Origin of the sequence: Planotetraspora phitsanulokensis, assembly GCF_016863295.1 — a bacterium.
Taxonomy (GTDB): Bacteria; Actinomycetota; Actinomycetes; order Streptosporangiales; family Streptosporangiaceae; genus Planotetraspora; species Planotetraspora phitsanulokensis.
The window spans coordinates 1-23,711 of sequence record NZ_BOOP01000058.1; the positions used below are offsets into that span (position 1 = coordinate 1).

22 protein-coding genes and 1 pseudogene are annotated in these 23,711 nt (G+C 70.9%); 18 read left to right on the forward strand and 5 right to left on the reverse strand.

Annotated features, from left to right (window positions below):
- From Pph01_RS41580 to Pph01_RS41625, 10 genes and pseudogenes are all read left to right on the forward strand, one after another.
- Positions 1 to 202 (forward strand): annotated as a pseudogene (locus Pph01_RS41580) (CpaF family protein); the annotation flags it as partial.
- A 43-nt stretch (positions 203 to 245) separates the two neighbouring features.
- Complete coding sequence (locus Pph01_RS41585; protein WP_204078780.1) at positions 246 to 1,220, forward strand: type II secretion system F family protein; 975 nt, start codon at positions 246 to 248, stop codon at positions 1,218 to 1,220.
- 21 nt (positions 1,221 to 1,241) lie between these two features.
- Positions 1,242 to 2,183, forward strand: a complete 942-nt coding sequence (locus Pph01_RS41590) for a type II secretion system F family protein (protein ID WP_204078781.1) — start codon at positions 1,242 to 1,244, stop codon at positions 2,181 to 2,183.
- 2 nt (positions 2,184 to 2,185) lie between these two features.
- The gene (locus Pph01_RS41595) at positions 2,186 to 2,383 is read left to right on the forward strand and encodes a hypothetical protein (protein WP_204078782.1); all 198 of its coding nucleotides are present in this window, start codon (positions 2,186 to 2,188) and stop codon (positions 2,381 to 2,383) included.
- 20 nt (positions 2,384 to 2,403) lie between these two features.
- Positions 2,404 to 2,928 (forward strand): TadE/TadG family type IV pilus assembly protein, encoded by a 525-nt coding sequence (locus Pph01_RS41600; RefSeq protein ID WP_204078783.1) that lies wholly within the window; start codon positions 2,404 to 2,406, stop codon positions 2,926 to 2,928.
- Positions 2,925 to 3,362 (forward strand): TadE/TadG family type IV pilus assembly protein, encoded by a 438-nt coding sequence (locus Pph01_RS41605; RefSeq protein WP_239117410.1) that lies wholly within the window; start codon positions 2,925 to 2,927, stop codon positions 3,360 to 3,362. Before Pph01_RS41600 ends, Pph01_RS41605 begins: the two co-directional genes overlap by 4 nt.
- Entirely contained in the window at positions 3,359 to 3,790 is a 432-nt protein-coding gene (locus Pph01_RS41610) for a Tad domain-containing protein (protein ID WP_239117407.1), read from the forward strand. The genes Pph01_RS41605 and Pph01_RS41610 overlap by 4 nt, the downstream gene beginning before the upstream one ends.
- 59 nt (positions 3,791 to 3,849) lie before the next feature.
- Complete coding sequence (locus tag Pph01_RS41615; RefSeq protein WP_239117408.1) at positions 3,850 to 7,161, forward strand: AfsR/SARP family transcriptional regulator; 3,312 nt, start codon at positions 3,850 to 3,852, stop codon at positions 7,159 to 7,161.
- A 61-nt stretch (positions 7,162 to 7,222) separates the two neighbouring features.
- Positions 7,223 to 7,840 carry a hypothetical protein gene (locus Pph01_RS41620; RefSeq protein WP_204078785.1) on the forward strand — a complete coding sequence of 206 codons (618 nt, stop codon included), beginning with the start codon at positions 7,223 to 7,225 and terminating at the stop codon, positions 7,838 to 7,840.
- Entirely contained in the window at positions 7,837 to 8,805 is a 969-nt protein-coding gene (locus Pph01_RS41625) for a hypothetical protein (RefSeq protein WP_239117409.1), read from the forward strand. Before Pph01_RS41620 ends, Pph01_RS41625 begins: the two co-directional genes overlap by 4 nt.
- Positions 8,806 to 8,822: 17 nt before the next feature.
- Here Pph01_RS41625 and Pph01_RS41630 read toward each other — a convergent pair whose 3' ends face one another.
- The 4 genes from Pph01_RS41630 to Pph01_RS41645 form a co-directional block, all read right to left on the reverse strand.
- Complete coding sequence (locus tag Pph01_RS41630) at positions 8,823 to 10,334, reverse strand: DNA-3-methyladenine glycosylase 2 family protein (RefSeq protein WP_204078786.1); 1,512 nt, start codon at positions 10,332 to 10,334, stop codon at positions 8,823 to 8,825.
- 66 nt (positions 10,335 to 10,400) lie between these two features.
- Positions 10,401 to 11,306, reverse strand: coding sequence for an NYN domain-containing protein (locus tag Pph01_RS41635; RefSeq protein WP_239116276.1), 906 nt, complete (start codon positions 11,304 to 11,306; stop codon positions 10,401 to 10,403).
- A 147-nt stretch (positions 11,307 to 11,453) separates the two neighbouring features.
- Positions 11,454 to 11,669 carry an acyl-CoA carboxylase subunit epsilon gene (locus Pph01_RS41640; RefSeq protein WP_204078787.1) on the reverse strand — a complete coding sequence of 72 codons (216 nt, stop codon included), beginning with the start codon at positions 11,667 to 11,669 and terminating at the stop codon, positions 11,454 to 11,456.
- Positions 11,666 to 13,255, reverse strand: coding sequence for an acyl-CoA carboxylase subunit beta (locus Pph01_RS41645; protein WP_204078788.1), 1,590 nt, complete (start codon positions 13,253 to 13,255; stop codon positions 11,666 to 11,668). The genes Pph01_RS41640 and Pph01_RS41645 overlap by 4 nt, the downstream gene beginning before the upstream one ends.
- Positions 13,256 to 13,582: 327 nt before the next feature.
- Here Pph01_RS41645 and Pph01_RS41650 point away from each other — a divergent pair, with 327 nt between their 5' ends.
- The 3 genes from Pph01_RS41650 (at position 13,583) to Pph01_RS41660 (ending at position 18,627) form a co-directional block, all read left to right on the forward strand.
- Entirely contained in the window at positions 13,583 to 14,353 is a 771-nt protein-coding gene (locus tag Pph01_RS41650) for an ABC transporter ATP-binding protein (RefSeq protein ID WP_204078789.1), read from the forward strand.
- On the forward strand, positions 14,350 to 15,906 hold the full coding sequence (locus tag Pph01_RS41655; protein WP_204078790.1) for a hypothetical protein: 1,557 nt from the start codon (positions 14,350 to 14,352) through the stop codon (positions 15,904 to 15,906). Before Pph01_RS41650 ends, Pph01_RS41655 begins: the two co-directional genes overlap by 4 nt.
- 84 nt (positions 15,907 to 15,990) lie before the next feature.
- Complete coding sequence (locus Pph01_RS41660) at positions 15,991 to 18,627, forward strand: phosphoenolpyruvate carboxylase (RefSeq protein WP_204078791.1); 2,637 nt, start codon at positions 15,991 to 15,993, stop codon at positions 18,625 to 18,627.
- A gap of 80 nt (positions 18,628 to 18,707) precedes the next feature.
- Here the strand turns inward: Pph01_RS41660 and fdhD are convergent, their stop codons facing one another.
- Complete coding sequence (fdhD, locus tag Pph01_RS41665) at positions 18,708 to 19,568, reverse strand: formate dehydrogenase accessory sulfurtransferase FdhD (protein ID WP_204078805.1); 861 nt, start codon at positions 19,566 to 19,568, stop codon at positions 18,708 to 18,710.
- Between the two features lie 252 nt (positions 19,569 to 19,820).
- On the opposite strand from fdhD, the gene Pph01_RS41670 reads away from it, so the two are divergent.
- From Pph01_RS41670 to Pph01_RS41690, 5 genes are all read left to right on the forward strand, one after another.
- Positions 19,821 to 20,648, forward strand: a complete 828-nt coding sequence (locus tag Pph01_RS41670; protein WP_204078792.1) for a biotin--[acetyl-CoA-carboxylase] ligase — start codon at positions 19,821 to 19,823, stop codon at positions 20,646 to 20,648.
- A gap of 57 nt (positions 20,649 to 20,705) precedes the next feature.
- Positions 20,706 to 21,218 (forward strand): PH domain-containing protein, encoded by a 513-nt coding sequence (locus Pph01_RS41675; RefSeq protein ID WP_204078793.1) that lies wholly within the window; start codon positions 20,706 to 20,708, stop codon positions 21,216 to 21,218.
- A 66-nt stretch (positions 21,219 to 21,284) separates the two neighbouring features.
- Positions 21,285 to 22,280 (forward strand): adenylate/guanylate cyclase domain-containing protein, encoded by a 996-nt coding sequence (locus tag Pph01_RS41680; protein ID WP_204078794.1) that lies wholly within the window; start codon positions 21,285 to 21,287, stop codon positions 22,278 to 22,280.
- A 50-nt stretch (positions 22,281 to 22,330) separates the two neighbouring features.
- Positions 22,331 to 23,431, forward strand: coding sequence for an S-(hydroxymethyl)mycothiol dehydrogenase (locus tag Pph01_RS41685; RefSeq protein ID WP_204078795.1), 1,101 nt, complete (start codon positions 22,331 to 22,333; stop codon positions 23,429 to 23,431).
- 89 nt (positions 23,432 to 23,520) lie between these two features.
- Positions 23,521 to 23,700, forward strand: coding sequence for a (2Fe-2S)-binding protein (locus tag Pph01_RS41690; RefSeq protein WP_275412947.1), 180 nt, complete (start codon positions 23,521 to 23,523; stop codon positions 23,698 to 23,700).
- Positions 23,701 to 23,711 lie beyond the last annotated feature (11 nt).

Below are 23,711 nucleotides of genomic sequence, written 5' to 3' on the forward strand. Positions count from 1 at the left end.
ACGCAACGACTACCACTTCGGCGGCACCCTCCGGCGCTTCGTCTCCAGCGTGCGCGAGGTCACCGGGGTCGACGGCCGGGTCCTGTCCTCCGAGGTCTTCGTGGCGACGCCGGACGGCGGGGTCGTCCCGCACGCGCCGATCTCGTGCGCCGACGAGCTCGCCCGCTTCGGCTACGACCCCATGCAGGGGGTCTGGCGATGAAGGCGACCGTTCCCGTCACGACCGGCCACGAGAGGAGGCACTGATGCGGCTGGTTCCGCCAGGCGTCCTCGATCCGCTCGTGCTGCTCTGCGGAGCGGCCGTCGGCGGCGGCCTGTTCCTGTTCGTCCTCGCGCTGTACGGCCTGCGCCCCCGGCCCGCCGCCCCGGATCACGGAGCCGAGCGGGTGGAGGTCTTCAAGAAGCTGTCCACGAGGATCGCAGTCGCCGTGGTGATCGGGGTCGTCGTCCTGGTGGCGACCGGCTGGCCGGTCGTCGCGGTCGGCGTGGTGGTGCTCGTCCTGGCCTGGCCCGGCCTGGCCGGCGGCGCGGCCGAGGAGCGCAGGGCCATGCAGAACCTGGAGGCGCTCGCGGCCTGGACGGAGTCGCTGCGCGACACGATCGCGGGCGCCGCCGGCCTCGAGCAGGCCATCCCGGCCTCGATCAGGGCCGCCGCACCCTCTCTCCAGCCCCACCTGAGGGAGCTCGTCGACCGACTGCACACGCGCATGCCGCTCCCGGACGCGCTGCGACTGCTCGCCGACGACCTCGCCGACCCCTCCGCCGACCTGGTCATCGCGGCGCTGATCCTCAACGCCAAGCTCCGCGGCCCCGGCCTGCGCGAAGTGCTGAGCGCCCTGGCCGCGTCGGCCCGGGAAGAGCTCGACATGCGGCGCAAGGTCGAGGCCGAGCGGAAGTCGACCCGCAAGAGCGTGCACATCGTCGTCATCGCGTCGCTGGTCTTCGCCGGCGGGCTCGTGATCTTCAACCGTTCCTATGTCGAGGACTACGCCTCCCTGCTCGGCCAGGCCGTGCTCGTCGTCGTCGCCGGCCTGTTCGGCGCCGGCTTCGCCTGGATGAGGAAGCTGGCCAAATTCGACAAGCCCGCGCGCATCCTCGCCCCCTACCGCCAGGCCCCGGTCCTCCAGGACCCCGCGGCGGGCCTCTCGCCGTACGCGTCTGGCGTGATCGTGCACAAGTTTCCCCCGAGGGGCGGTGACCTGCTCGATGAGCAATCGTGATCAGGGGATCGAGGTGGCGTCGTGATCGGGCCGGTGCTGCTGGGAGGCCTGCTCGGCCTGGGCCTGTTCCTGCTGGTGCGGGCGTTGTTCCCCGCGCGGCCGGGTCTGATCACCCGGTTGAGCGCGCTCGACGCCGCCCGCAGCGGCGGCGACGCCCCGAAGGCGACGTTGATCACCGTGGAGGAGGAGCCCGGCGCCTTCCAGCGCGCTTTGGGCTCGCGGGTGGCGGCCTTCTACGCCGCCAGAGGCTGGCAGGTCCGTTCGATCAGGGCGGACCTCGCGCTGCTCGGCAGGTCCTTCGAGGGGTTCCTCGCCACGAAGGTCCTGCTGGCGGTCTCCGGCCTGCTGGCGTTCCCCTTCGTCGTCGGCTCGGCGGCGCTCCTGGGCTGGGGGCTGCCGACTCAGGTGCCCCTCTGGGCGGCGGTCGTCGTCGCCGGCGTCTTCTTCCTGCTCCCTGACGTGCAGATCCGACGGGACGCGACCGCCCGGCGAAACGACTTCCGCCATGCGGTGGGCGCGTTCCTCGACCTCGTCTCCATGAACCTGGCCGGTGGCCGCGGCGTGCCCGAAGCGCTGATGACGGCGGTGTCCGTCGGCAGCCCCCAGGGATCGTCCGGCGGCATAGGGTCCAACTGGGCGATGGAACGCATCCGCGAAGCGCTCGCCAACGCAAGAATCGTCGGAATCACCCCATGGCAGGCCCTCGGCCAGCTCGGCGACGAGATCAACGTCGACGAGCTCCGCGACCTGTCAGCCGCTCTCGGACTCGTGGCAGACGACGGTGCCAAGGTCCGGGCCTCCCTGACCGCCAGAGCCGCCACCCTCCGCCGCCGCGAACTCGCGGAGCTGGAGGGCAAGGCGGGGGAGCGGTCCCAGTCGATGCTCGTGGCGCAACTTCTGTTGTGCGCGGGGTTCGTCCTCTTTCTCAGTTTTCCGGCCGCCATGAAAATCCTGGGAGTCTGAAAATGTCTGTCAGCTACCTCATCGCGATGCTCCACGACCGCGTCCATCGCGCGCGGACCGCTCCGAGCAGGGGAGCCTCGGCCGTCGAGTGGGTCATCATCACGGCCATCGTCGCCGGCCTCGCCGTCATCATCGCCGCCGTCATCACCAACGGCGTCAACGACAAGGCCGACGAGATCGAAACCGCCTTCAACAGCTAAGGCGCAGGTGTCCGCGGCTCATGGCACGCCTCCAGGACGTCCACCCATCGCGTGGACGCCGCGCACGGCCCGGTGTGACGCACGGCGGCACATCGGGCCGATCCGCCGTGCCGCCGACGCGTGACCCCACGGTTCGGCGCGGCGAGCGCGGGGCGTCCGTGGTCGAGCTCGCGCTGCTCATGCCCATCGTGCTCGTCGCGGTGCTCCTGATCGTGCAGATGACGCTGTGGGCCCACGGCCGCCAGGTCGCGGACGCGGCCGCGCGGGAAGGCGCGCGGATCGCCCGCGCGTCCGGTGAGTCGGGCGGCTGGCAGGGCGAGGCGGAGGCCAAGGCAGAGGAGATCGTGCAGTCGGTCGGCCCCGAGTTGCTCACCGGCGCGACGGTGACGGCGTGGGAGAAAGGCGACGAGCGCGGCGTGAACGTGACGGGGACCGTCGTCCAGGTCGTCCCGCTCCTGCCGGAGCGCACGTTCACGATCACCTCGCACTTCGGCGGCCCCATCGAATGTTTCCGGCCCGACGACGACGACCCGGGGTGCGGATGATCCGGCAGGTACGGCTCTCGCCCACCAGCGCACCGCCGCCGCGCGGAGCGCGGCACGAGCACGGGTCGATGGCCGTCGAGACGGTGCTGCTGGCGCCGATCCTCCTCATCTTCCTGATGTTCCTGGTGGGCGCGGGCCGCATCGTGGAGGCGCAGGGCGAGGTCAACGGAGCGGCGCGGGACGCGGCGCGGTCGGCCTCCGTGCAGCGCACCCTGGACGACGCCAAGGAGGCCGCCGAGAACGCGGCGGGAGACGCCCTGACGGGAGACTGCGAACCGCAGGTCAGCCTCGCCGACACCGAATGGCACGAGGGCGGCATCGTCAAGGCCACCGTCTCGTGCGAGCTCGACCTCGCGTTCCTCGGCTTCAGCGTCGCGCAGCAGATGTCCGGCAGTTCCGTCGTGCCGCTGGAGCAGTTCCGGAGGGTGGAATGACCTCTCCTCACAGGCCCGCCCGTGATCGCGGCTCGATGTCGGTGTTCGTGGTGATCTTCTCGCTCGCGGTCATCCTCCTGGCCGGGCTGCTGGTCGACGGCGGGGCGGCCATCAACGCCCGGCTCAAGGCCGCCGACATCGCCGAACAGGCCGCCCGGGGCGCGGCCGACCAGATCGACGTCGCGCTGCTGAGGAACACGGGCCAGGTGAGGATCGTGGGCGACGACGACGTCGTCTGCGGGAAGGCGCAGCAGATCGTGGACGCGCAGGCGACCGAGGGGGTGGAGATGGACGACTGCTCGCCGACGCCGACCGAGGTGACGGTCGTGGTCTCCGCCCACTGGGACACCGTCTTCCTGTCCATGCTCGGCTTCGACTCCTACGACATGGAAGGCAGTGCCATCGCCGCTCCGGATGAGGGTGCCTGATGAGCGACACGGCGGCGACAGGCCGCCCATCGGACGACGACCCCGGGGAGGGATGACGGGTGTCCCACAAGCCCACACCGCCGGGCCGCCGGCCGCCCCCGGGGCTCGGCATGGCCCCCCACGACGGCTCCGAGGAGGTCCGCGAACGCGGGCGGCCCGTGGGAGGCGGCTGGCCGCAGTCGGCCGGCCCTCCGCCGCGGCCACGCGGATCGGGTGCTTCGCCGCGGCCGCCGGCGCCCAGAGGGCCAGGCCCGCGGCGCCCGCCGGAGCAGTGGCGGAGCCGCCGCTCCGCTCGCATCGCGCCCCGCCGTACGGTCCGTGACGTCTTCGCCGGGCTCGGGGCGCTGCTGGTCCTCGTGGTCCTCGTCGGGGGCGTGCCGTACGCGCTGCTCACCCTGGCCGGGCCGCCGCTGCCCAGCGAACTGCTCCACGCCGATCTGTTCACGAGGCGGCTCGGGCCGGAGACGATCATCGCGATCCTCCTCGTCCTGGTCTGGCTCGCCTGGCTCCAGCTGGTGTTCTGCCTGATCGTCGAGGTGTACGCGGGGATCAGAAGGGTCGGACTGCCCGCCCGCGTCCCCCTGTCCGGAGGCACCCAGGCGCTCGCCAACCGTCTGGTGTCCGCGGTGCTGTTGCTGTTCACCGCGACCGTGGTGGCCGCGCCCGTCGTGCGCATGGGCGCCCCCGCACCGATCAGCCCTCAGACGGTGGCCCTGTCCGCACCGGTCGCCCTCGACGTCATACCGGCGTCGGCGACCGTGCAGGCACGCGAGGTCAAGAAGGTCTACGTCGTCCAGCCGCCTCACGGCCGGCATCACGAGAGCCTGTGGGAGATCGCCGACAAGTGCCTGGGTGACGGGCGGCGCTACCACGAGATCTACCGGCTCAACGAGCACAAGGTGCAGCCCGACGGCAGCAGGCTGCGCATGGCCGACCTGATCCGGCCCGGCTGGGTCCTCGACATGCCGGACGACGCCCGTCACGTGCACGTCGTATCGGCCGACGACGACCGCTCGGAGATCCTCGCCGAATACAACGGATCACGCGCCGACAAGACCGACGAGGTCGAAAAGGCTGACAAGACGGACAAGGCGGGCACGGTCGACAAGGCGGATGGGGCTAACAAGGTCGACAAGGCCGACACACCCGAGCCGGCCTCGACTCCTGACGAGTCCGCCCGGCCCGGAACTGGGACCGGCACGGTGGCCGGTACGCCGGGCCAGGGGAAGCCCGAGATCGTGCTCCCGCCGCCCGCGATGCCGAAGGTGACCCCTTCCGCGGAGGTCACAGCCACGCCGTCCGCGACTGCCCCGTCGACACCCGCGCCTTCGACACCCGCTCCGTCGACACCCGCGCCTTCGACAGCCGCCGCGTCAGCCCCCGCCACGCCGGTCTCTCCGGCTGCCGCCACCCCGTCCGCCGCGGCCTCGAGCCGGCCCGCACCCGCCGCGTCCCAGAGCGCGGGCGCCACGGTGGGCAAGGCGCCTGTGGCCGATCCCGAGGACTCCGCCGCCGGGCTGGATCTCATCGACTACCTCGGTGGGGCGACGCTGGCCTCCGCCGGCCTTCTCGCCCTGCTCGGCAGGCGCCGGAGGGAGCAGCTGTGGCGGCGCGTGTCCGGCCGCAGAATCGCCCGGCCGCGCGGCGACGCGGCCAGCGCCGAGGTCGCGATCCGCCTGGGCGCGGACACCCCGGGCAGCCGCATGCTCGACATCGGCCTGCGCCTGCTGGGCAGGCTCCTCGCCGAGGCGGCCAGGCGCCCGCCGACCATCTACGCCGTGCACCTGTCGGCCCGCGGGCTCGACCTGTGGATCCAGCCCGCCGACGACGACGCCCCCGAGCCCTGGGAGGCGTGCGACGGTGGCCAGGTATGGCGGTTGCCCGCACACGAAGGTCGCAGGATCGACGAGAGCGCCCTGGCCGGAGTCCCCGCTCCGTACCCGGGGCTCGTGTCGCTGGGCGCCGGCGACGACGGCCGCGTGCTGATCGACCTGGAGGCGGCGCGCGGCGTGGTCGGCATGACCGGGGCGCACACGGTCGCGGGACTGTCCGCCCTCGCGGTGGAGCTGGCCACCAACCGGTGGTCCGACGACATGCGGATCACGCTCGTCGGGTTCGGCGAGGAGTTGACGGAGCTCGCGCCCGACCGCGTCCGCGCGGTGGGAAGCCTGGCCGAGGTGCTGCCCGAGTTCGAGGAGCGCTTCCAACGGGGCGAGGACGTCCTGAGAGGCCGCATCCACGGGCGGGTGGCCGACCCGGCGTGGACGCCCCACTACCTGCTGTCGGCCATCCGGCCCGACGAGGACGAGGCCCGCCGTCTGGCGATCCTGGGCAAGGACATGCGTGCGGCCGGCGGATTCGTGCTCGCAGGAGAGGTCGCGCATGCGACGTGGAACTGGGAGATCACCGAGGACGGCAGGGCGCGGATCGACGCCCTCGGCTTCGACGTCGACGCCCACCTGCTGCCCCGCAGGCATTACGACGCCGTGATCCGCCTCTTCCGCACGGCACGGCAGACCGAGGGCGAGCCGCTCAGCGGCCACGAGCCGATCGAGGACGCGCAGGACGATCCGCCGTCGATCGAGGTGCGTCTCCTCGGCCCGATCGAGATAAGCCCGGTCAACCAGCTCGAGGAGGGCCGGGCCGCGCTTGCCCAGGAACTGGTCGTCTACCTGGCCACCCACAGGTCCGGCGTGCATCCCGTCGTCCTCGGCGGCGTGTTGTGGCCCCGCGGCGTTCAGCCGTCCGTCCGGGACGCCACGATCGCACGCGTGGCCGAATGGCTCGGAAAGGACGCCGAGGGCAGGCCGCATCTCTTCCTCGACAACTCCGGCAGACTCCGCCTCGGGCCGGAGGTCCGTACGGACTGGCAGCTGTTCCAGTCGCTGGTCCGCAGGGCGGGCGAGCTCGCCGACGCGGGACGGTCCGACGACGCGCGGGCCGCGTTGCTCGACAAGGCCCTGGCCCTCGTGCGCGGGCCCCTGCTGAACGGCAGGCCGGGCAACAGGTACGCCTGGCTGGCGGCCGATTCCCTGGAGTACGACGTGACCGCGCGGGTGGCCGACGCCGCTCACACGCTGTGCGCGATCCGGCTGGCCCAGGGCGACCCGCAGGCGGCGGTGGCGGCGGCGAGAGCCGGACTGCTCCTCGCCGCCGACGACGAAAGCCTGTGGCGTGACCTGTTGCGGGCCGCGCACGGAAGCGGCGACCAGGCTCAGCTCCGGGTGGTGGTCGACGGCCTCCACCGGCGCGCGGCCTCCCACCCGTACGGCGGCGGCATGGCCCCGGAGACGGAGGCGCTCATCGAGGAGCTCCTCCCGGCCTGGAGCCGCGACGCCCGTCCCGCTCTCAGAACCCCCCGTCTCGCCTGATCGGAGCCCGACATTGCGTGCCCTCCCCGGATCATGCCGGCGACGCAGGACCGTCGCCGTCGTGTCGGTCTGCGCGTTGCTGGCGGCCTGCGGGGGATCACCGCGCGAGCGCGAATTCACTCCCTCAGGCGCCGTCGCGGGGGAGACTGCGGCCGGGACGGAGGCGGCGAGGCCGCCGGGCCCGGAGACGGTGGCCGCAGGCCCCGGGTTGAAGGTGCAGACCGAGTGGCCGTCGGGGCTGGACGCCTCGCACACCTCCATCGTCAAGGCGTTCGCCGACTACTACGCCGCGCGCTGGCGGGCGGTCGGCAGCCTGGGCAAGGACAAGTCCTACCTCGACTCGGTCGAGGACGCCGCCGCCCGTGACGCCTACTCGTGGGTGCGCGGGTTCACGGCCGGCAAGTGGTCGGCGCGGGGTCTGGCCAAGCTCTACTCGTTGCGCGTGGCGTCCGTCGACGGGCACGGTGCCCAGATCGACGCGTGCGTGGACGAGTCCGGCGTGCGGGTCACCAACCGGTCGGGCACCCCCGTCTCCGCCCAGCCCGCGTGGACCAAGCCGCCACGATCGACGTATTTCCAGGTCGCGGCCGTACGACAGGGTGATGACGGCACATGGCGCATCATGCTGTTCCGGCACGCCTCCTATCCCGACGAGCGCGCGAAGGAGTGCGTCCGATGAGCATGGAGCGAACCAGGCGCGGACGATCCCTGCTGCTGTCCCTGCTGGCCGGCGCGTCGCTGACGGTGGCGGCCGTGGACGATCCCGGCGGTCCGCAGGGCGGGGGGTGGCAGGACGGCCGGTCGGCAGGCGTGACGCTGCAGGACTCCAGCATCGTGCTGTCCGGCAACGGCCTCGGCGGCAGGGCCGACGGCTACCGGGTCCCCCGGCCGTGCTGGTACGAGCCCGGCAAGTCCGCCGAGGAGATGCTCCAGAGCCAGGAGGACGTGAGAGCCATGTGGTTCCACACCAATCCCGGCGCCACGGAGGAGCAGTACGAGGAGTTCCTCAAGCAGTACAAGGACAAGGTCGGCCAGCCCGGGAGATGGTGGAGTCCCGCGTACAACTCGGCCGACCCCGGCGGGATGTCCTGCTGGGCCGGGCTCGAGGGGGCGCTCTGGGTGCCGCAGGGCACGACGCCGCCCGGGGGGATCACGGCTCAGGAACTGCTGCAGATCGCGCGCGCGGCGCTGACCGTGCCGGAGCCCACGATCAACCTGAACCCCGACGCGAAGAGCTACGTGAACTTGCCCACGTGGGTCTGGCTCGACGGGATCGGCGCGACCACCCGCTCGGTGACGGCCACCCTTCCGGGGGTCATGTCGGCCACGGTGACGGCGACGCTGGACCGGACCGAGGTCGGCTCCGATCCCGACACCGAACCCGGCGGCAGGGACCGCGCGGAGATCGCGAACGCGTGCGGCACGACCGGGCAGCGGGACCAGAGCGGCGGCTTCACGTGCGGCGTCAAATGGCTGCGCTCCTCGGCCGATCTGCACCGCCCCTACCGGCTCACGGTGACGACCGTCTGGAACGTCGCTGGGACCAGTACGGCCGGCATCGGGCTCACCTTCGTCCCCGTGGAGGTCACGGTGGAGCGCGGTGTCGCCGTCGGCGAAGTCCAGAGCACAGTCCGCCGCGACTGAAATCGGGGTGGCGTCCGTCAGGCCGCGTCGGCCGCCCACAGCTGGACGGCGGCGTAGGCACGCCAGGGACGCCACCGCTCGACCTGTCCGGCCGGGATGCGCAACCTCGTCATGGCCCTCGTGAGGCCGAGGTCGCCTTCCGGCCAGGCGTCCGGATCGCCGAGTGAGCGAAGAGCGACGTACCCGGCGGTCCAGGGGCCGATGCCGGGGATCTCGAGCAGCCTGGCCGTGGTGTCGGCCGGGTCCTCGGCGCCGTCGAGATCGATGTCCTGGTCGATCACGGCGACCGCCAGGCTCTTCAGCGTGGCGATCGTGCGGCCGGTGAGCCCGAGCCCCGTGAGGTCGGCCCCGGCCAGCTGCTCCGCCGTCGGGAACAGCAGCGCGGGCTCGGCGGGCGTGTCGGTGCCGGTCAGGGCGTCGGGCACGGTCTCGGGCAGGGTGTCGGGTACGGCGGGGCTTCCCGCGCGGGCGGCGACGCGGCCGAGCATGGTCCTGGCGCCTGCGACCGAGATCTGCTGCCCGACCACCGCCCGGACCGCCAGTTCGAAGCCGTCGAACGCGCCGGGCACCCGCAGTCCCGGACGTCTCTCGACAAGCGGGGCGAGGTCGGTCGAGCCGAGGATGGCGGTGATCGCCTCGGGGTCGGCGTCCAGGTCGAGCAGCCTGCGGCAGCGGGACACGATCCTGGTGAGGTGCCTGGTGTCACCGGTTCGCACGGTGAGCCTGATGTGGTCGTCAGCGGGCGTCAGCGTGATGCGGCCGCCGGGGACGGTCCGGGTGAAGCCGGTGATCCGAGCGGCTCCGCCGTCCGGTCCCGACCGGGTGACGCTCTCGACACCCGGGATCGCGCGCGCGGCGAGGAAGCCGAGCATGGCCTGTGCGTCGTAGGGCCGCCGATAGGCCAGCCGGAGGGTGAGCCCGGTCGTGATCGCAGACGGGTTGCGCGCGGCCGCCAGTGGCCCCGCGGCCTTCCTGAGCTCTCCGGGCGCGAAGCCGTACGACTCCTTCATGGCCGCGTTGAACTGCCGGACGCTGCCGAAGCCCGCCGCGAACGCCACGTCGGTGATCGGCAGCGGCGTCTCGGTGAGGAGCTGTTTGGCGAGCAGCAGCCTGCGGGTCCGGGCGACGGCGAGCGGGCCGGTGCCCAGCTCGGCGACGAACAGGCGCAGCAGATGGCGCTCGGTCACGTGCAACCGCTGGGCGAGTCCCGCCACGCCCCGTTCGTCGGCCGCCCCGTCGTCGATCAGCCGCAGGGCCCGGCCGACGAGGTCGGCGCGCACGTCCCAGCCGGGATCGCCGGGGCTGAGCTCGGGCCGGCAGCGGCGGCAGGGCCGGAAGCCGGCGGCCTCGGCGGTCGCCGCGTGCCGGTAGAACCGCACGTTCTTCCTCGCGGGCGTCCGGGCGGGGCAGATCGGCCGGCAGTAGATCCCGGTCGAGGTGACCGCGGTGTAGAAGCGCCCGTCGAACCGGGCGTCCCGCGCGGAGACCGCCAGATAGCACGCGTCGAAGTCGAGCTGTTTCGTGGTCACGCCTACGACGTTATGCGCCGTCGGCAATCACTCACCGGCGGAAATCGGACCTCGCCCGGTGGGCGGCTACTTGCTGGAGACGCCGACGCCGAGGTCGAACTCGCGGTAGACCCTGGCCCAGAACCCGTCCCTCAGCCAGACCCTGGCCTCGGGATAGGGCCGCAGCGAATGGCCGAGCTCCTTCTCCGCCTCGATCAGCAACTCGGTGTCGATGACCGTGGGCAGGATCGGCCCGGGAAGCAGGTCGCGGATGTTGTCGCGCCCTCGGGTGAGGATCCACTTCTGCGCGACGTGCTCGCCGACCTCCTCGACGTGCGGCCTGCCGGGGCCGAGCTTCGCCACCTGGCCGGCCGGCGCCTTCGGCACCGGTTTGACCGTACGGCCGGCGAAGACCTGCGCCGGCGACGGGGCAGGGGTGACGGGCACGGGAACGGGAGCACGGTTGAAATAGGGACGCAGGAAGTCCGCGCTGAGGATCTCCACCGTGTCCGACTCCCAGACCAGGCGCTCGGCCTGGTTGGTGCCGAAGGGCGGCTCGACCCCCCAGAGGTGGATCCGCACGCCGTAGGCCTGCGCGGCCTCCACGGCCGGCACCATGTCCTCGTCACCGGCGATCAGCACGGTGTCGCTCACCGCGTGGTGGCGGGCCAACGCCTCGAGGTCGCTGCGGATCTGCGCGTCCACGCCCTTCTGCTGGCCACGCGCGTTCAGGTTGCCCAGTCGCACCTTCACCCAGGGAAGCTGGGCGATCACACGCTGGTCGACGGTGGGGACGCGGTCACGGGCCGCGTCGTACCAGTAAACACGGAGCAGTTCGCCTGGAATGCGTTCAAGAGCGTGTTTCTGCAGCGACTGGATGAGCTCATCCGCCGCCACGCGGTACTCCTTGCGCTCCTTCGCTCCCAGGAGGACTTCGCCCGCTGCCGCATAGAGGTAACCCACGTCTACAAGAACGGCATACTTTGCGGTCATGCCGTGTGCGTTGAAGTCCGGGACGGCCATTGGTGTCCTCCAGGACTCGTCACTAGTTGATCGGCTGACTATATTCCCCCACTTTCTAGATAGTCCCAACTCTTGGGTCAGTTGACACCCTGTTCGACTGATCTAATCGTGTGTTGATCATCTGTGGCCGGGCCGGAAGGCCGCCCGCCATGCCCCTGTTCCATGGGACAGCGCCCGGCGCATCCGATGGGCCGGATTCCTCCAGTTATTCACCGGAGGTACGGCTTTCGCCTCGGCGACGGTCCGCAGAGACAACGCGGCGACGAGCGCCGCGATCTCCTCGGTGGTCGCGTCGCCGCGCACGATCCTGAGGTACGGCTCCGGCTCGCTCATAGCGGGATGTTCCCATGCTTCTTCGGGGGCAGCGTGGCCCGCTTGTTGCGCAGTGCGCGCAGTGCCCTGACGACCTGGACCCGGGTGTCCGAGGGCCGGATGACCGCGTCGACGTAACCGCGCTCGGCCGCGAGGTAGGGGTTGGCCAGCGTGTCCTCGTACTCGCCGACGAGCCGGGCGCGGGCGGCGTCGGGATCGTCGGACGCCGCGAGTTCCCGCCGGTAGAGGATGTTGACCGCGCCCTGGGCGCCCATCACCGCGATCTGCGCGGTGGGCCAGGCGAGATTGACGTCGGCGCCGAGGTGCTTGGAGCCCATGACGTCGTAGGCCCCGCCGTACGCCTTGCGGGTGATGACCGTGACCAACGGGACCGTCGCTTCGGCATACGCGTAGAGGAGTTTCGCGCCCCGGCGAATGATGCCATTCCATTCCTGGTCGGTCCCAGGAAGAAATCCAGGCACATCAACAAATGTCAACACAGGGATGTTGAAGGCATCGCATGTGCGAACGAACCGAGCCGCTTTCTCCGAAGCCGCGATGTCGAGAGTCCCGGCGAAACTCATCGGCTGGTTGGCGACCACCCCCACCGAATGACCTTCGACCCGGCCGAAGCCGACCACGATGTTCGGGGCGAAGCCGGCGTGGATCTCCAGGAACTCCCCGTCGTCCAGGACGTGCCGGATGACCGTCTGCATGTCGTAGGGCTGGTTGGCCGAGTCGGGGATGAGGGTGTCGAGTTCCCGGTCGTCGGCGGTCGTCTCCAGCGCCGCCTCGGCGTCGTACGCGGGGGCCTCGTCCATGTTGTTCGAGGGCAGGTAGGACAGCAGCGCCCTGGCGAAGTCGAGGCAGTCGTCCTCGTCGGTCGCCTCGTAGTGGGCCACCCCGGACTTGGAGTTGTGCGTGTGTGCGCCCCCCAGCTCCTCGAACGTCACCTCCTCGCCGGTGACCGTCTTGATCACGTCCGGCCCGGTGATGAACATGTGGGACTTCTCCTGAACCATCAGGACGAAGTCGGTCAGGGCCGGGGAGTAGACGGCCCCGCCCGCGCACGGACCCATGATCAGAGAGATCTGCGGGATCACGCCCGAGGCGTGCACGTTCCTCTTGAAGATCTCGGCGTAGAGGCCGAGGGAGACCACGCCCTCCTGGATCCGCGCGCCGCCCGAGTCGTTGATCCCGACCACCGGGCAGCCCGTCTTCAGTGCGTGGTCCATGACCTTGACGATCTTCTCGCCGAAGACCTCGCCGAGTGATCCGCCGAACACGGTGAAGTCCTGCGCGAACACCGCGACCGGGCGCCCGTCCACCGTGCCGTGCCCGGTGACCACGCCGTCGCCGTACGGACGCTCCTGCTCGAGGCCGAAGCTGGTCGACCGGTGCCGGGCCAGTTCGTCGAACTCCACGAACGAGCCCTCGTCGAGGAAGGCGACCAGCCGCTCGCGGGCCGTCATCTTGCCCTTGGCGTGCTGCTTCTCGACCGCTCGCGCGGAACCGGCGTGGGCGGCCTCGCTCAGGCGCCGCTCCAGGTCGGCGATCTTTCCGGCCGTCGTGTGGATGTCGACCTCGTGAGCTCGCTCGGCAGTCATCGGTCGCACTCTCCTCGTCCGGGTCGCCCCGTCCTCATGGTCGCTCTCCAGCCCTCGTCCGCTGCGGGGTCGTTCGATCCTCGCGGTCGATTCGCATACCACGCCGGGCTCGCCCGCAGTTATGCCCGACAGGGTAACCAGCATGTGACACCTGTCCGCGACGGGGGCGTGGAGTGCCGTTCGGAGCCATTCCGCCTGATCCGCGCATCGAAACTCGGCACGCCCCCGATCCGGGAAACCGTGGCGCTGACGGAGGAACCCCTGCATGATCTCGGATCGTTAACTGGCGCGAAAGCCGTACAAGGCGCGGAATGGCAGAGTGTGGTCATGGTCGAAGCGGTTCGGACGCAGGGGTTGTTCAAGAGGTTCGGGCAACAGGTGGCGGTCGGGGGTGTGGACCTGGTCGTGCCGAGGGGCAGCTTCGCCGGCCTCGTCGGTCCCAACGGCGCGGGGAAGACCACGACGCTCAGCATGATCACCGGCCTGCTCCGCCCCGACGGCGGCATGATCGAGATCGACGGCCACAACGTGTGGACCGATCCGGTCAACGTGAAGGCGCACATCGGCGTGCTGCCGGAGGGCCTGCGGCTGTTCGAGCGGCTGTCCGGCCGTGAGTTGCTGCTCTACAGCGGCCGCCTGCGGGGCATCCCGCTCGACGAGACCGGGCAGCGCGCCGACGAACTGCTGCGGGTCATGGACCTGGTCGAGTCGCAGGACAAGCTCGTCATCGACTACTCGACCGGCATGCGCAAGAAGATCGGCCTCGCCGCCGCGCTGCTGCACAACCCCGGCGTGCTGTTCCTCGACGAACCGTTCGAGGGGGTCGACCCGGTGTCGGCCAACACCCTGACCGACGTCCTGCGCAGGTACACCGAGTCGGGGTCGACCGTGATCTTCTCCAGCCACGTCATGGACCTGGTCGAACGGCTCTGCGACTGGGTCTCGGTGATGAGCCGCGGCCACATCGTCGCGCAGGGCCCGTTGAGCGAGGTGCGCGGCGAGCAGACCCTGAACGAGGCGTTCCTCGACCTCGTCGGCGCCCGGGGCAACGGGGACGAGGGGCTGTCGTGGCTCGGCTCGGCGGGGACGCCGCGATGACGACCTTGTTCGTGCGGCTGAAACTCCGGCTCATCCTGGGGAACCTCAGGGGCGACGTCGCCAAGCAGGTCGGTTTCATCTTCTCCGTCCTCGCCGCGATCGGGTGCGCGCTGGGCGGGTTCACGCTCTTCAGCCTCGTACGGCTGGCCGCCCCGGACACGGCGCTGAACGTGGGCATCGTGCTCTTCACGGCGTTCACGGTGGGATGGGTGCTCGTACCGCTGATGATCTTCGGGGTCGACGAGACGCTCGACCCCTCGCGGCTCGCGCTGTTCCCGCTCACCACCCGGCAGCTCACGGTCGGCATGTTCGCCGCGTCGGCGACCGGTCCGTGGCCGCTGGCGTCGCTCGTCGTCCTGGCCGGAGGCGTGGTCGGACTGGCGGGCGGAGTGGGCGGTGTGCTGATCGGCCTGGTCGCCGTGGTGCTCCAGTTCGCCCTCTGCCTGGTCGCCTCGCGGGTGGTCACCACCGCACTGTCCGGGGCGCTGCGCAGCCGGCGCGGCCGCGACGTCCTCGCGGTGGCGGCCGTCGGGGTCGTGCTGCTGTCGCAACTGCCCAACCTGCTCCTCAACCGTGGCCTCCCCGGCGATCTGAGCACCCTGCTCTCCTCCACCGGCGAGGTGCTGCGCTGGGCGCCGCCCGGCCTCGCGGCTCACGCGATCGCCGACGGCGGCCTCGTCGGCGTCGCCGAGCTGGTCGTGCTCGCCGGCGTGGTGGCGCTCCTGGCCTGGTTGTGGATCGTCGTCCTCCGGCGGGCCCTCGTCACGCCGGACGCGTCCAACCAGGGCGGCGGCACCGTCCGCCGATCGTGGATCGACCGGTTCCTCCCGCAGGGTCAGCTGGGCGGAGTCGTCGCCAAGGAGCTGAAGTACGCCCGGAGAGAGCCGCGCGGACGAGTCGCCTGGCTCACCGCGGTGGTGGTGAGCGGGATCATCATGTTCACCCTCAGCGGCAACGCCGGCCCGGCGGGGCTCTACTCCGCCGCCGGCCCCGCCTGCCTGGCCGCCCTGCTGATCGGCATACAGGCGTGCAACTCCTTCGGCATCGACGGCCGGTCACTGTGGATGAACGCCGTGGCGTTCTCCTCGGACCGCGACCTGCGCACCGACCTGGCTGGACGGCACCTCGCGATGGCCGTCATCGCGGTGCCGGTGCTCGGCGTGATCTCGGTCGCCGCCGCCTTGCTGGCCGGGAACGCCGCCTGGGCCGTGCCGGCCGCTCTCACCGCCTGGGGCCTTCTGGGCGTCGCGCTCGGCGTGGGAGCGGTGGCGAGCGTGATCCTGCCCTACACCATGCCCGAGCGGCTCAACGCGTTCAGCGGGGCCGCGCCCGGTCAGGGCGCCCTCGCCTTCGCCTCCTCCAGCCTCGGGTTCCTCATGACCGGCACGCTCGCGCTGCCCATCGTGCTGCCGGTCCTGCTGGGCATCGCGTGGGTGGGCGTGCTCGCCGTGCCGTACGGGCTGCTCGTGGCCTGGGCGGGCCGGAAGGTGGCCGGCATGGTGGGGTTCGCCCGGCTGCCCTCCATCCTGGCCGCGGTCTCGCGGACGGGCTGACGACCTGAAGCGCGGAGCAGTGGTCTAGTCCAATGGGTGAGACCGGTCTCGGGCGATCAGTCCCCATTCGCTAGCCTTCGAAGCATGGCCGCCATCGCCCCTGCCGAACGACATGACGCCGTCGCGGAGATGCCGGACGAGCTCCGCGCCGACGTTCGCCTCCTCGGCGGACTGCTGGGCCAGGTGATCGCCGAACACGGCGGTCCCGGCCTGCTCGCCGACGTCGAACGACTGCGCAAGGCCGTCATCGCCGCCCGCCGCCGCGAGACCACCGCCGACGAAGTCGCCGCACTCGTGGCCGAATGGCCGATCGAGCGGGCCGTCCACATTGCCCGGGCGTTCACCTGTTACTTCCACCTCGCCAACCTGGCGGAGGAGCACTACCGCATCCGCATCCTGCGGCAGCGTGACCGGGACGACGTCCCGTTGCGCGAGTCGCTGGCGGAAGCCGTACAGGAACTGCGCGGCGACGACCGGCTGACCGAGCTGATCGACGGCCTGGAGTTCCGCCCGGTGCTGACGGCCCACCCGACCGAGGCCCGCCGCCGCGCAGTGGTGACGGCGATCCAGCGGATCAGCACCGAGCTCGACCACTACAACGCGCCGGGTGTCGGAGCGGGGGAGCGGGAGGAGGCCCACAGGCGCCTGCTCGAGGAGATCGACATCCTGTGGCGGACCTCGCAACTGCGGTCCACGAAGCTGGACCCGCTCGACGAGGTCCGCACGGCGATGGCCGCGTTCGACGAGACCCTGTTCCGCACGGTGCCGCAGATCTACCGGTCGCTCGACGCCGCCCTGGCCCCGGGTACGGGCACGCGCGAGCCGAAGGCCAGGCCGTACATCCGTTACGGGAGCTGGATCGGCGGTGACCGCGACGGCAACCCCAACGTGACCGCCAAGGTGACCCGCGAGGCCGTCCTCATCCAGGCCGAGCACGTGCTCACCGCGCTGGAGAACGCGGCGACCCGGATCGGGCGGACACTGACCGCCTCGGCTCTCTACACGCCGCCGTCGGCCGCGCTGAGCGCCGCGCTGTCGCAGGCCGAGGACGACCATCCCGAGGTCGTGTCGGAGATGGCGACGCGCTCCCCGCAGGAGCCGCACCGGCAGTGGCTGGTCTTCGTCGCCGCGCGGATCGCGGCCACCCGCCGCCGTGACCTGGACCTCGCCTACCGGTCCCCGTCCGAGCTGCTCGCCGAGCTCCGGCTGGCGCAGGAGTCCCTGCGGGAAGGCGGCGCCGTACGGCAGGCCTTCGGCGAGCTGCAGCACCTGATCTGGCAGGTGGAGACCTTCGGGTTCCACCTCGCCGAGCTGGAGGTGCGCCAGCACTCCGAGGTCCACGCGGCGGCGCTGAAGGAGATCGCCGAGGGCAGGCTCTCCGAGCGTACGGAAGAGGTCCTGGCCACGATCAGGGTCATCGGCTGGATCCAGGAGCGCTTCGGCGTGACCGCGTGCCCCCGGTACGTCGTGTCGTTCACCCGGTCGGCCGACGACATCGCCGCCGTCCACGCGCTGGCCCGGCACGCTCTCGGCGACCGCGCCCCCGTGCTGGACGTCGTGCCGCTGTTCGAGTCGGGCGAGGACCTGGACAACTCCTCGGCCGTGCTCGACGGCATGTTGTCGCTCGAGCCGGTGCGCGCGCGGCTCGCCGCCAACGGGCGGCGCCTCGAGGTCATGCTGGGGTACTCGGACTCGGCCAAAGAACTAGGTCCCGCCGCCGCGACCCTGCGCCTCTACGACGCCCAGGCCGCGCTCACCGCCTGGGCGGCGAGGAACGACGTCCGCCTGACGCTTTTCCACGGCCGGGGCGGCGCTCTCGGCCGGGGCGGCGGCCCGGCCAACCGCGCCGTGCTCGCCCAGGCGCCCGGGTCGGTGTCCGGCCGGTTCAAGGTCACCGAGCAGGGCGAGGTCATCTTCGCCCGTTACGGGCACTCGGCGATCGCCAGGCGGCACATCGAGCAGGTGACCAACGCGGTCCTGCTGGCCTCGACGACCGCCGTGGAGTCGAGCAACGCCGCCGCGGCGGCCAAGTTCCGCGGTCTGGCCGACCAGGTCGCCCGCTCGTCGGAGGCGGCGTACCGGTCGCTGACGGAGGCCGCGGGCTTCCCGGAATGGTTCGCCCTGGTCAGCCCGTTGGAGGAGATCGGCTCGCTCCGGCTCGGCTCGCGTCCCGCCCGCCGTGGCCTCGGCGCCCCGCGTTCGCTCGACGACCTGCGGGCCATCCCGTGGGTGTTCGCCTGGGCCCAGACCCGGGTCAACCTGCCCGGCTGGTACGGCCTCGGCAGCGGCCTCGACGCCGTCGTGTCGGAATCCGGGCCGGACGAGCTGCGCGCGGCGTACCAGGAGTGGCCCCTGTTCGCCTCGCTGCTCGACAACGCGGAGATGTCGCTGGCCAAGACCGACCGCGCCATCGCCTCGCGCTACCTCGCCCTGGGCGGACGCGACGACTTCGTCGAGCAGGTCCTGGGAGAGTACGACCTGACCAGGAGGCTCGTGCTGGAGGTCACCGGCCACAGCAGGCTGCTGGAGAACCGGCGGGTGCTCTCGAGGGCCGTCCAGCTGCGCGACCCCTATGTGGACGCCCTCAGCCACCTGCAGTTGCGGGCGCTGTCGGCGCTGCGAGCCGACGGCGACCTGTCCGAGGCCGAGCGGGAACGCCTGTCGACCCTTCTGCTGCTGAGCGTCAACGGAGTGGCCGCCGGCCTCCAGAACACCGGCTGACTTTGGCTTTTGCGCGTGATCATGCACGGGTTCGGGAGCAGGCCCACTGGCCTGCTCCGATCCCCGTGGTGATAATGCGGTCAGGTGGTGATGCGCTCCGCACCGGAGTAGATGTTGAACCGTTCGTCGCGGAGGAAGCCGACCAGGGTCATGCCGAAGTCGCGTCCCAGGTCCACGGCCAGCGACGACGGCGCCGAGACCGCGCAGACGATCTGGACGCCCGCCGCGAGGGCCTTCTGCATGATCTCGTAGCTCGCGCGCCCGCTCACCAGCAGGACGTGCCGGTCGAGCGGCAGCCTGTCCGTCATGAGGGACCACCCCACCAGCTTGTCGACCGCGTTGTGCCGCCCCACGTCCTCCCGGGCCGCGACCAGCGACCCGTCGGGCGTGAACAGGCCCGCCGCGTGCAGCCCGCCCGTCCTGCCGAACACGCCCTGGGCCTTCCTCAACATCGACGGCAGGCCGTACAGGATCTCGGGGGAGACCTCGATCCTCGCGCCGGAGTCGAGCGGCGAGCAGCGGTCGCGCAGTGCGTCGAGGCTGGCGCTCCCGCACACTCCGCACGCGCTGGACGTCATGAAATGACGCTCAAGTGCGGAAATGTCAGGCATCGTCGATGAGTTGAGCCGTACGGTGACAGTGTTGTAGCGCTCCTCCGGCGTCAGGTCCTCGTCGGTGCAGTAGCCGATCGCCCCGATGTCGCCGGGGCCGAGGATCCCCTCGCCGTGCAGGAATCCCGCGGCGAGCTCGAAGTCCGCGCCGGGCGTGCGCATCGTGATCGCCACCGTACGGCTCTCGCCACCCGCGAGCAGCCGGATCTCCAGAGGTTCCTCGGTGGCGAGGTCGTCACGCCGGTCGCGTACGGAGGTGCCGGAGACCTCGCGCACACGGATCCGCGTGACGGGTCCGGGTCTGTTTGTACGGCTCTCGTCCGTTTGCATGATCACGAATCGCTTCTTCGCTGTTCGGAGGGGCGTCGCGGGAACTTGTGCATGATCACGACGTGCGTTCGGGCTGGTCAGAGGGTCTGTGTATGATCACGGTGAAGGTTGGAGCCGGTCAGGGGGCACATCCCCGAACCTGTGCATGATCACCCCCAGGGTGGGGGGTGATCGTGGGGTCCATGCCGCCCAGATTACGCCCAGGTGGCGGACCGGGCGGATCCACGGAGCGCGGCCCGTTAACCTGGGCATGTGCCGGACTCGCCATATGCCGATCTCGACCGGCCGCCACTGTCCGAAGCGGCGCTCCAGCATGCTCTGGTGCGTCCAGGATCGTTGTGGTCGGCCGTCACCGTCGTCGAGCGGACGGGATCCACCAACGCCGACCTGGCCAAAGCCGTCCGCGAGGGGGGCCGTGAGGGCACAGTGCTCGTCGCGGAGTCCCAGTTCGCCGGGCGCGGCCGGCTCGGGCGCGTGTGGACCGCGCCCCCGAGGTCCGGGCTCACGTTCTCCGTCCTGCTGCGGCCGGAGGTGCCGCCCACCCGGCAGGGCTGGCTCTCGTTGCTGGTGGGGGTCGCGGCCGCCTCGGCCATACGGCGCCTCGCGAAGGTGGACGTCCGGCTGAAGTGGCCGAACGACCTGCTCGTCGGTGAGCGCAAGCTCGCCGGGATCCTCGCCGAGCGCGTGGACTCCGCCGTGATCGTGGGGATGGGCCTCAACGTGTCCACCAGGCAGCAGGAGCTGCCGGTCGACCGGGCCACCTCGCTCACGCTCGAGGGAGCGGTTCACGCCGACCGCGACCCACTGCTCCGGGAGATCCTGCGCGAGATCGAGACGCACTACCGGGAGTGGGCCGACGCGGACGGCGACGCCGACGCCTGCGGGCTGCGGGCGGCGTACCTCGCCTGCTCGGGCACGGTCGGGCAGGAGGTGCGCGTGGAGCTCCCCGGCGAACGTGTGCTGGTCGGGCAGGCCGTCGGGGTGGACCAGGCGGGCCATCTCCTGGTCCGGTCGAAGGGGCAGGAACACTCGCTCAGCGCCGGTGACGTCGTCCATGTCCGTCGCATAGAAGGCGCGTAGGCGAACCTCTGGCGAGTGGACATGCAAACCCAGGGCGAACGTGTCACGATTTGCGCCATGGGTCTCGCGGATCACTATCTGACCGAGGGGGAGCGAGTCGTTCACTCGTTCCATCCTCACTGGAAGCGGCTGATCGTGCCGTTCCTCGCTCTCATTCTCGTCGTGGCGGTTTCGAGCGTCGCGATCTACTTCATCCCGAGTGACTATGAGTACTCGGGCATCGCGCGCATCGCCGTCGCGGTCGTCGCCGTCGGGCTGCTCACGTGGTGGTCGTTCATCCCCTACCTCAAGTGGAAGACGACCTCCTACACGCTCACGTCGCACCGTTTCGCGATCAGCACCGGCATCCTGAACAAGGCCGACGACGACATCCCGCTGGCCAAGGTCAACAGTGTCAGTTCGGACCAGCGCTTCCTGGAGCGCATCCTGGGATGCGGGACCTTGCGCGTCGAGTCGGCCTCGGAGAAGGGGGAGATCGACTACAAGGACATTCCCAAGATCCAGACGGTACGGCAGGAGCTGTTCCGCCTGGTGGAGGACGCCTCCGACGGGAACATCGACGGTAAGTGAGGCGAAGTCGGTCTCGGGCGGCGGCGACCGCCCGGGAGCGAAGGTCTACGGCGGCTTGGGGGAGACGTGGAGACCGGAGGACGGCCTAGCGCCGACGATGTCCAGCGCCTGTTTCTCGGCCCGGCGCCCACCTACACGCGCCGGCAGATAGCCGAGGCGGCGGATGTCCCGCAGGAACTGGCGGGGCGCATCTGGCGGGCGCTGGGTTTCGCCTCGCTCGGAGACGACGCGGTCGCCTTCACCGCCGCCGACCTCGGCGCGCTCCGGCGGATCCGGTTCCTGATCGACACGGGCGTCCTCGACGAGCAGACCGTCATCCGGATGGCCAGGGCCGTGGGCCGCACCACGGCCCGGCTGGCCCAGTGGCAGGCCGAGATCATGATCGGGACGCTGGACCCGCAGGTTCCCCCCAGCGACGCGGACTTCGTCCGCGTGATGGAGACGGCGCGCGCACTGCTGCCCGATTTCGAGCAGACGCTGGTCCACGTCTGGCGGTCCCAGCTCGCCGCCGTGGTCAGCCGCCTGATCTCGCCGACCGTCGGCGACGACGCGTTGCCGTCGCGTCTGACGCTGGCCGTCGGATTCGCGGACCTGGTGGCGTTCACCAAGGTCTCCAGGGAACTCGACGAGATGGCTCTGGCCGACCTGCTCGAGGGCTTCGAAGTGCGGACCTCGGACGTCATCGCCGCCCACGGCGGTCGGCTGGTGAAGACGCTCGGCGACGAGGTCCTGTTCACCGCCGACGAGCCGGCGACGGCCGCCCTCATCGCCCTCGACCTGATCGACGAGCTGAGGCTCGACGAGGGCGGGCCCGACCTGCGGATCGGCCTGGCCTGCGGGCCGGTGCTGCCCATGATGGGCGACGTCTTCGGCACGACGGTCAACCTGGCGGCGCGCCTGACGGCGGTGGCCAGGCCGGGGACGATCCTCGTCGACGACGGCATGGCCGGGACTCTCGGCGACGTGCCCGGCATCGAGCTGCTGAAGATCCGCCGCCGACCTGTGCGCGGCCTCGGGGTTGTCCAGCCCTATGTACTCCGGCGAGCGGGACAAGGAGACTAAGCACGGTACGAACGAGGCTCACGGGCCGGAAACTGAAGGGTGAGGTGCGCATGCCGTACGAGGTGCAGGGCGTGGTGGCACGGGGCAAGGGCGAGCCGGTGACGCTGGAGACCATCCACGTACCGGACCCGGGACCCGGCGAGGCCGTGGTGAACGTGCAGGCCTGCGGCGTCTGCCACACGGACCTCCACTACCGCGAGGGCGGCATCAACGACGACTTCCCGTTCCTGCTCGGGCACGAGGCGGCCGGAGTGGTGGAGGCCGTCGGGGCGGGCGTCACGGATGTCGAGCCGGGCGACTACGTGATCCTCAACTGGCGCGCGGTGTGCGGCGCATGCCGGGCATGTCTGCGTGGCCGCCCCTGGTACTGCTTCAACACCCACAACGCCACGCAGAAGATGACGCTGGCGGACGGCACCGTCCTGAGCCCGGCGCTGGGCATCGGGGCGTTCGCGGCCAAGACGCTGGTCGCGTCCGGGCAGTGCACGAAGGTCGACCCGGCCGCCAGGCCGGCCGTCGCCGGGTTGCTCGGCTGCGGCGTGATGGCCGGGCTGGGCGCGGCGATCAACACCGGCGGCGTGACGCGGGGAGACTCCGTCGCGGTCATCGGCTGCGGCGGGGTGGGCGACGCCGCGATCCTCGGGGCCAGCGTCGCTGGAGCGGGGAAGATCATCGCGGTCGACGTCGACGACCGGAAGCTCGAATGGGCCCGCAGCTTCGGCGCCACGCACACGGTCAACTCCCGCTCGACCGACCCGGTCGAGGCGATCCGCGAGCTCACCGGCGGCAACGGGGCCGACGTCGTGATCGAGGCGGTCGGCCGCCCGGAGACCTACAAGCAGGCCTTCTACGCCAGGGACCTCGCGGGGACCGTCGTCCTCGTCGGCGTCCCCACCCCCGAGATGCAGCTCGAACTGCCCCTCTTGGACGTCTTCGGGCGCGGCGGCTCGCTCAAGTCCTCCTGGTACGGCGACTGCCTGCCGAGCAGGGACTTCCCGATGCTGATCGACCTGTACCTGCAGGGCAGGCTGAACCTCGAGGGCTTCGTGTCGGAGACGATCTCGATCGACCAGGTCGAGGACGCCTTCGCCAAGATGGAGCGTGGTGAGGTGCTCCGATCCGTGGTCGAGTTCCCCCAGAGCGATCTGTGATTGCTATCACATAGGCAAGCCTTACCGTAGTGGGCTACCTTAGGTGTGCCTAACCTTACGCCCCGTTCCCCGGAAGGCCTCGCATCATCGTGTACGTCTGCATCTGCCGCGCCGTGACCGAAAACGAGGTTCATGAGTGCATCGCCGCTGGTGCGACGAGCGCGAAGCAGGTCAGAGACACGACGGGTGCCGGAGGTGACTGCGCGTCATGCGTCCGAAAGATCTGTGCGATGCTGAAACGGTCTGAGGACCTCGTCACCGTCGCATAGATCGTGAGGCG

Coding starts and splice junctions, on each gene's coding strand:
- Pph01_RS41585 (WP_204078780.1), top strand. CDS start 246: ATGCGGCTGGTTCCGCCAGGCGTCCTCGATCCGCTCGTGCTGCTCTGC.
- Pph01_RS41595 (WP_204078782.1), top strand. CDS start 2,186: ATGTCTGTCAGCTACCTCATCGCGATGCTCCACGACCGCGTCCATCGC.
- Pph01_RS41600 (WP_204078783.1), top strand. CDS start 2,404: ATGGCACGCCTCCAGGACGTCCACCCATCGCGTGGACGCCGCGCACGG.
- Pph01_RS41605 (WP_239117410.1), top strand. CDS start 2,925: ATGATCCGGCAGGTACGGCTCTCGCCCACCAGCGCACCGCCGCCGCGC.
- Pph01_RS41610 (WP_239117407.1), top strand. CDS start 3,359: ATGACCTCTCCTCACAGGCCCGCCCGTGATCGCGGCTCGATGTCGGTG.
- Pph01_RS41625 (WP_239117409.1), top strand. CDS start 7,837: ATGAGCATGGAGCGAACCAGGCGCGGACGATCCCTGCTGCTGTCCCTG.
- Pph01_RS41635 (WP_239116276.1), bottom strand. CDS start 11,306: ATGACCGCAAAGTATGCCGTTCTTGTAGACGTGGGTTACCTCTATGCG.
- Pph01_RS41640 (WP_204078787.1), bottom strand. CDS start 11,669: ATGAGCGAGCCGGAGCCGTACCTCAGGATCGTGCGCGGCGACGCGACC.
- Pph01_RS41645 (WP_204078788.1), bottom strand. CDS start 13,255: ATGACTGCCGAGCGAGCTCACGAGGTCGACATCCACACGACGGCCGGA.
- Pph01_RS41650 (WP_204078789.1), top strand. CDS start 13,583: ATGGTCGAAGCGGTTCGGACGCAGGGGTTGTTCAAGAGGTTCGGGCAA.
- Pph01_RS41655 (WP_204078790.1), top strand. CDS start 14,350: ATGACGACCTTGTTCGTGCGGCTGAAACTCCGGCTCATCCTGGGGAAC.
- Pph01_RS41660 (WP_204078791.1), top strand. CDS start 15,991: ATGGCCGCCATCGCCCCTGCCGAACGACATGACGCCGTCGCGGAGATG.
- fdhD (WP_204078805.1), bottom strand. CDS start 19,568: ATGCAAACGGACGAGAGCCGTACAAACAGACCCGGACCCGTCACGCGG.
- Pph01_RS41675 (WP_204078793.1), top strand. CDS start 20,706: ATGGGTCTCGCGGATCACTATCTGACCGAGGGGGAGCGAGTCGTTCAC.
- Pph01_RS41685 (WP_204078795.1), top strand. CDS start 22,331: ATGCCGTACGAGGTGCAGGGCGTGGTGGCACGGGGCAAGGGCGAGCCG.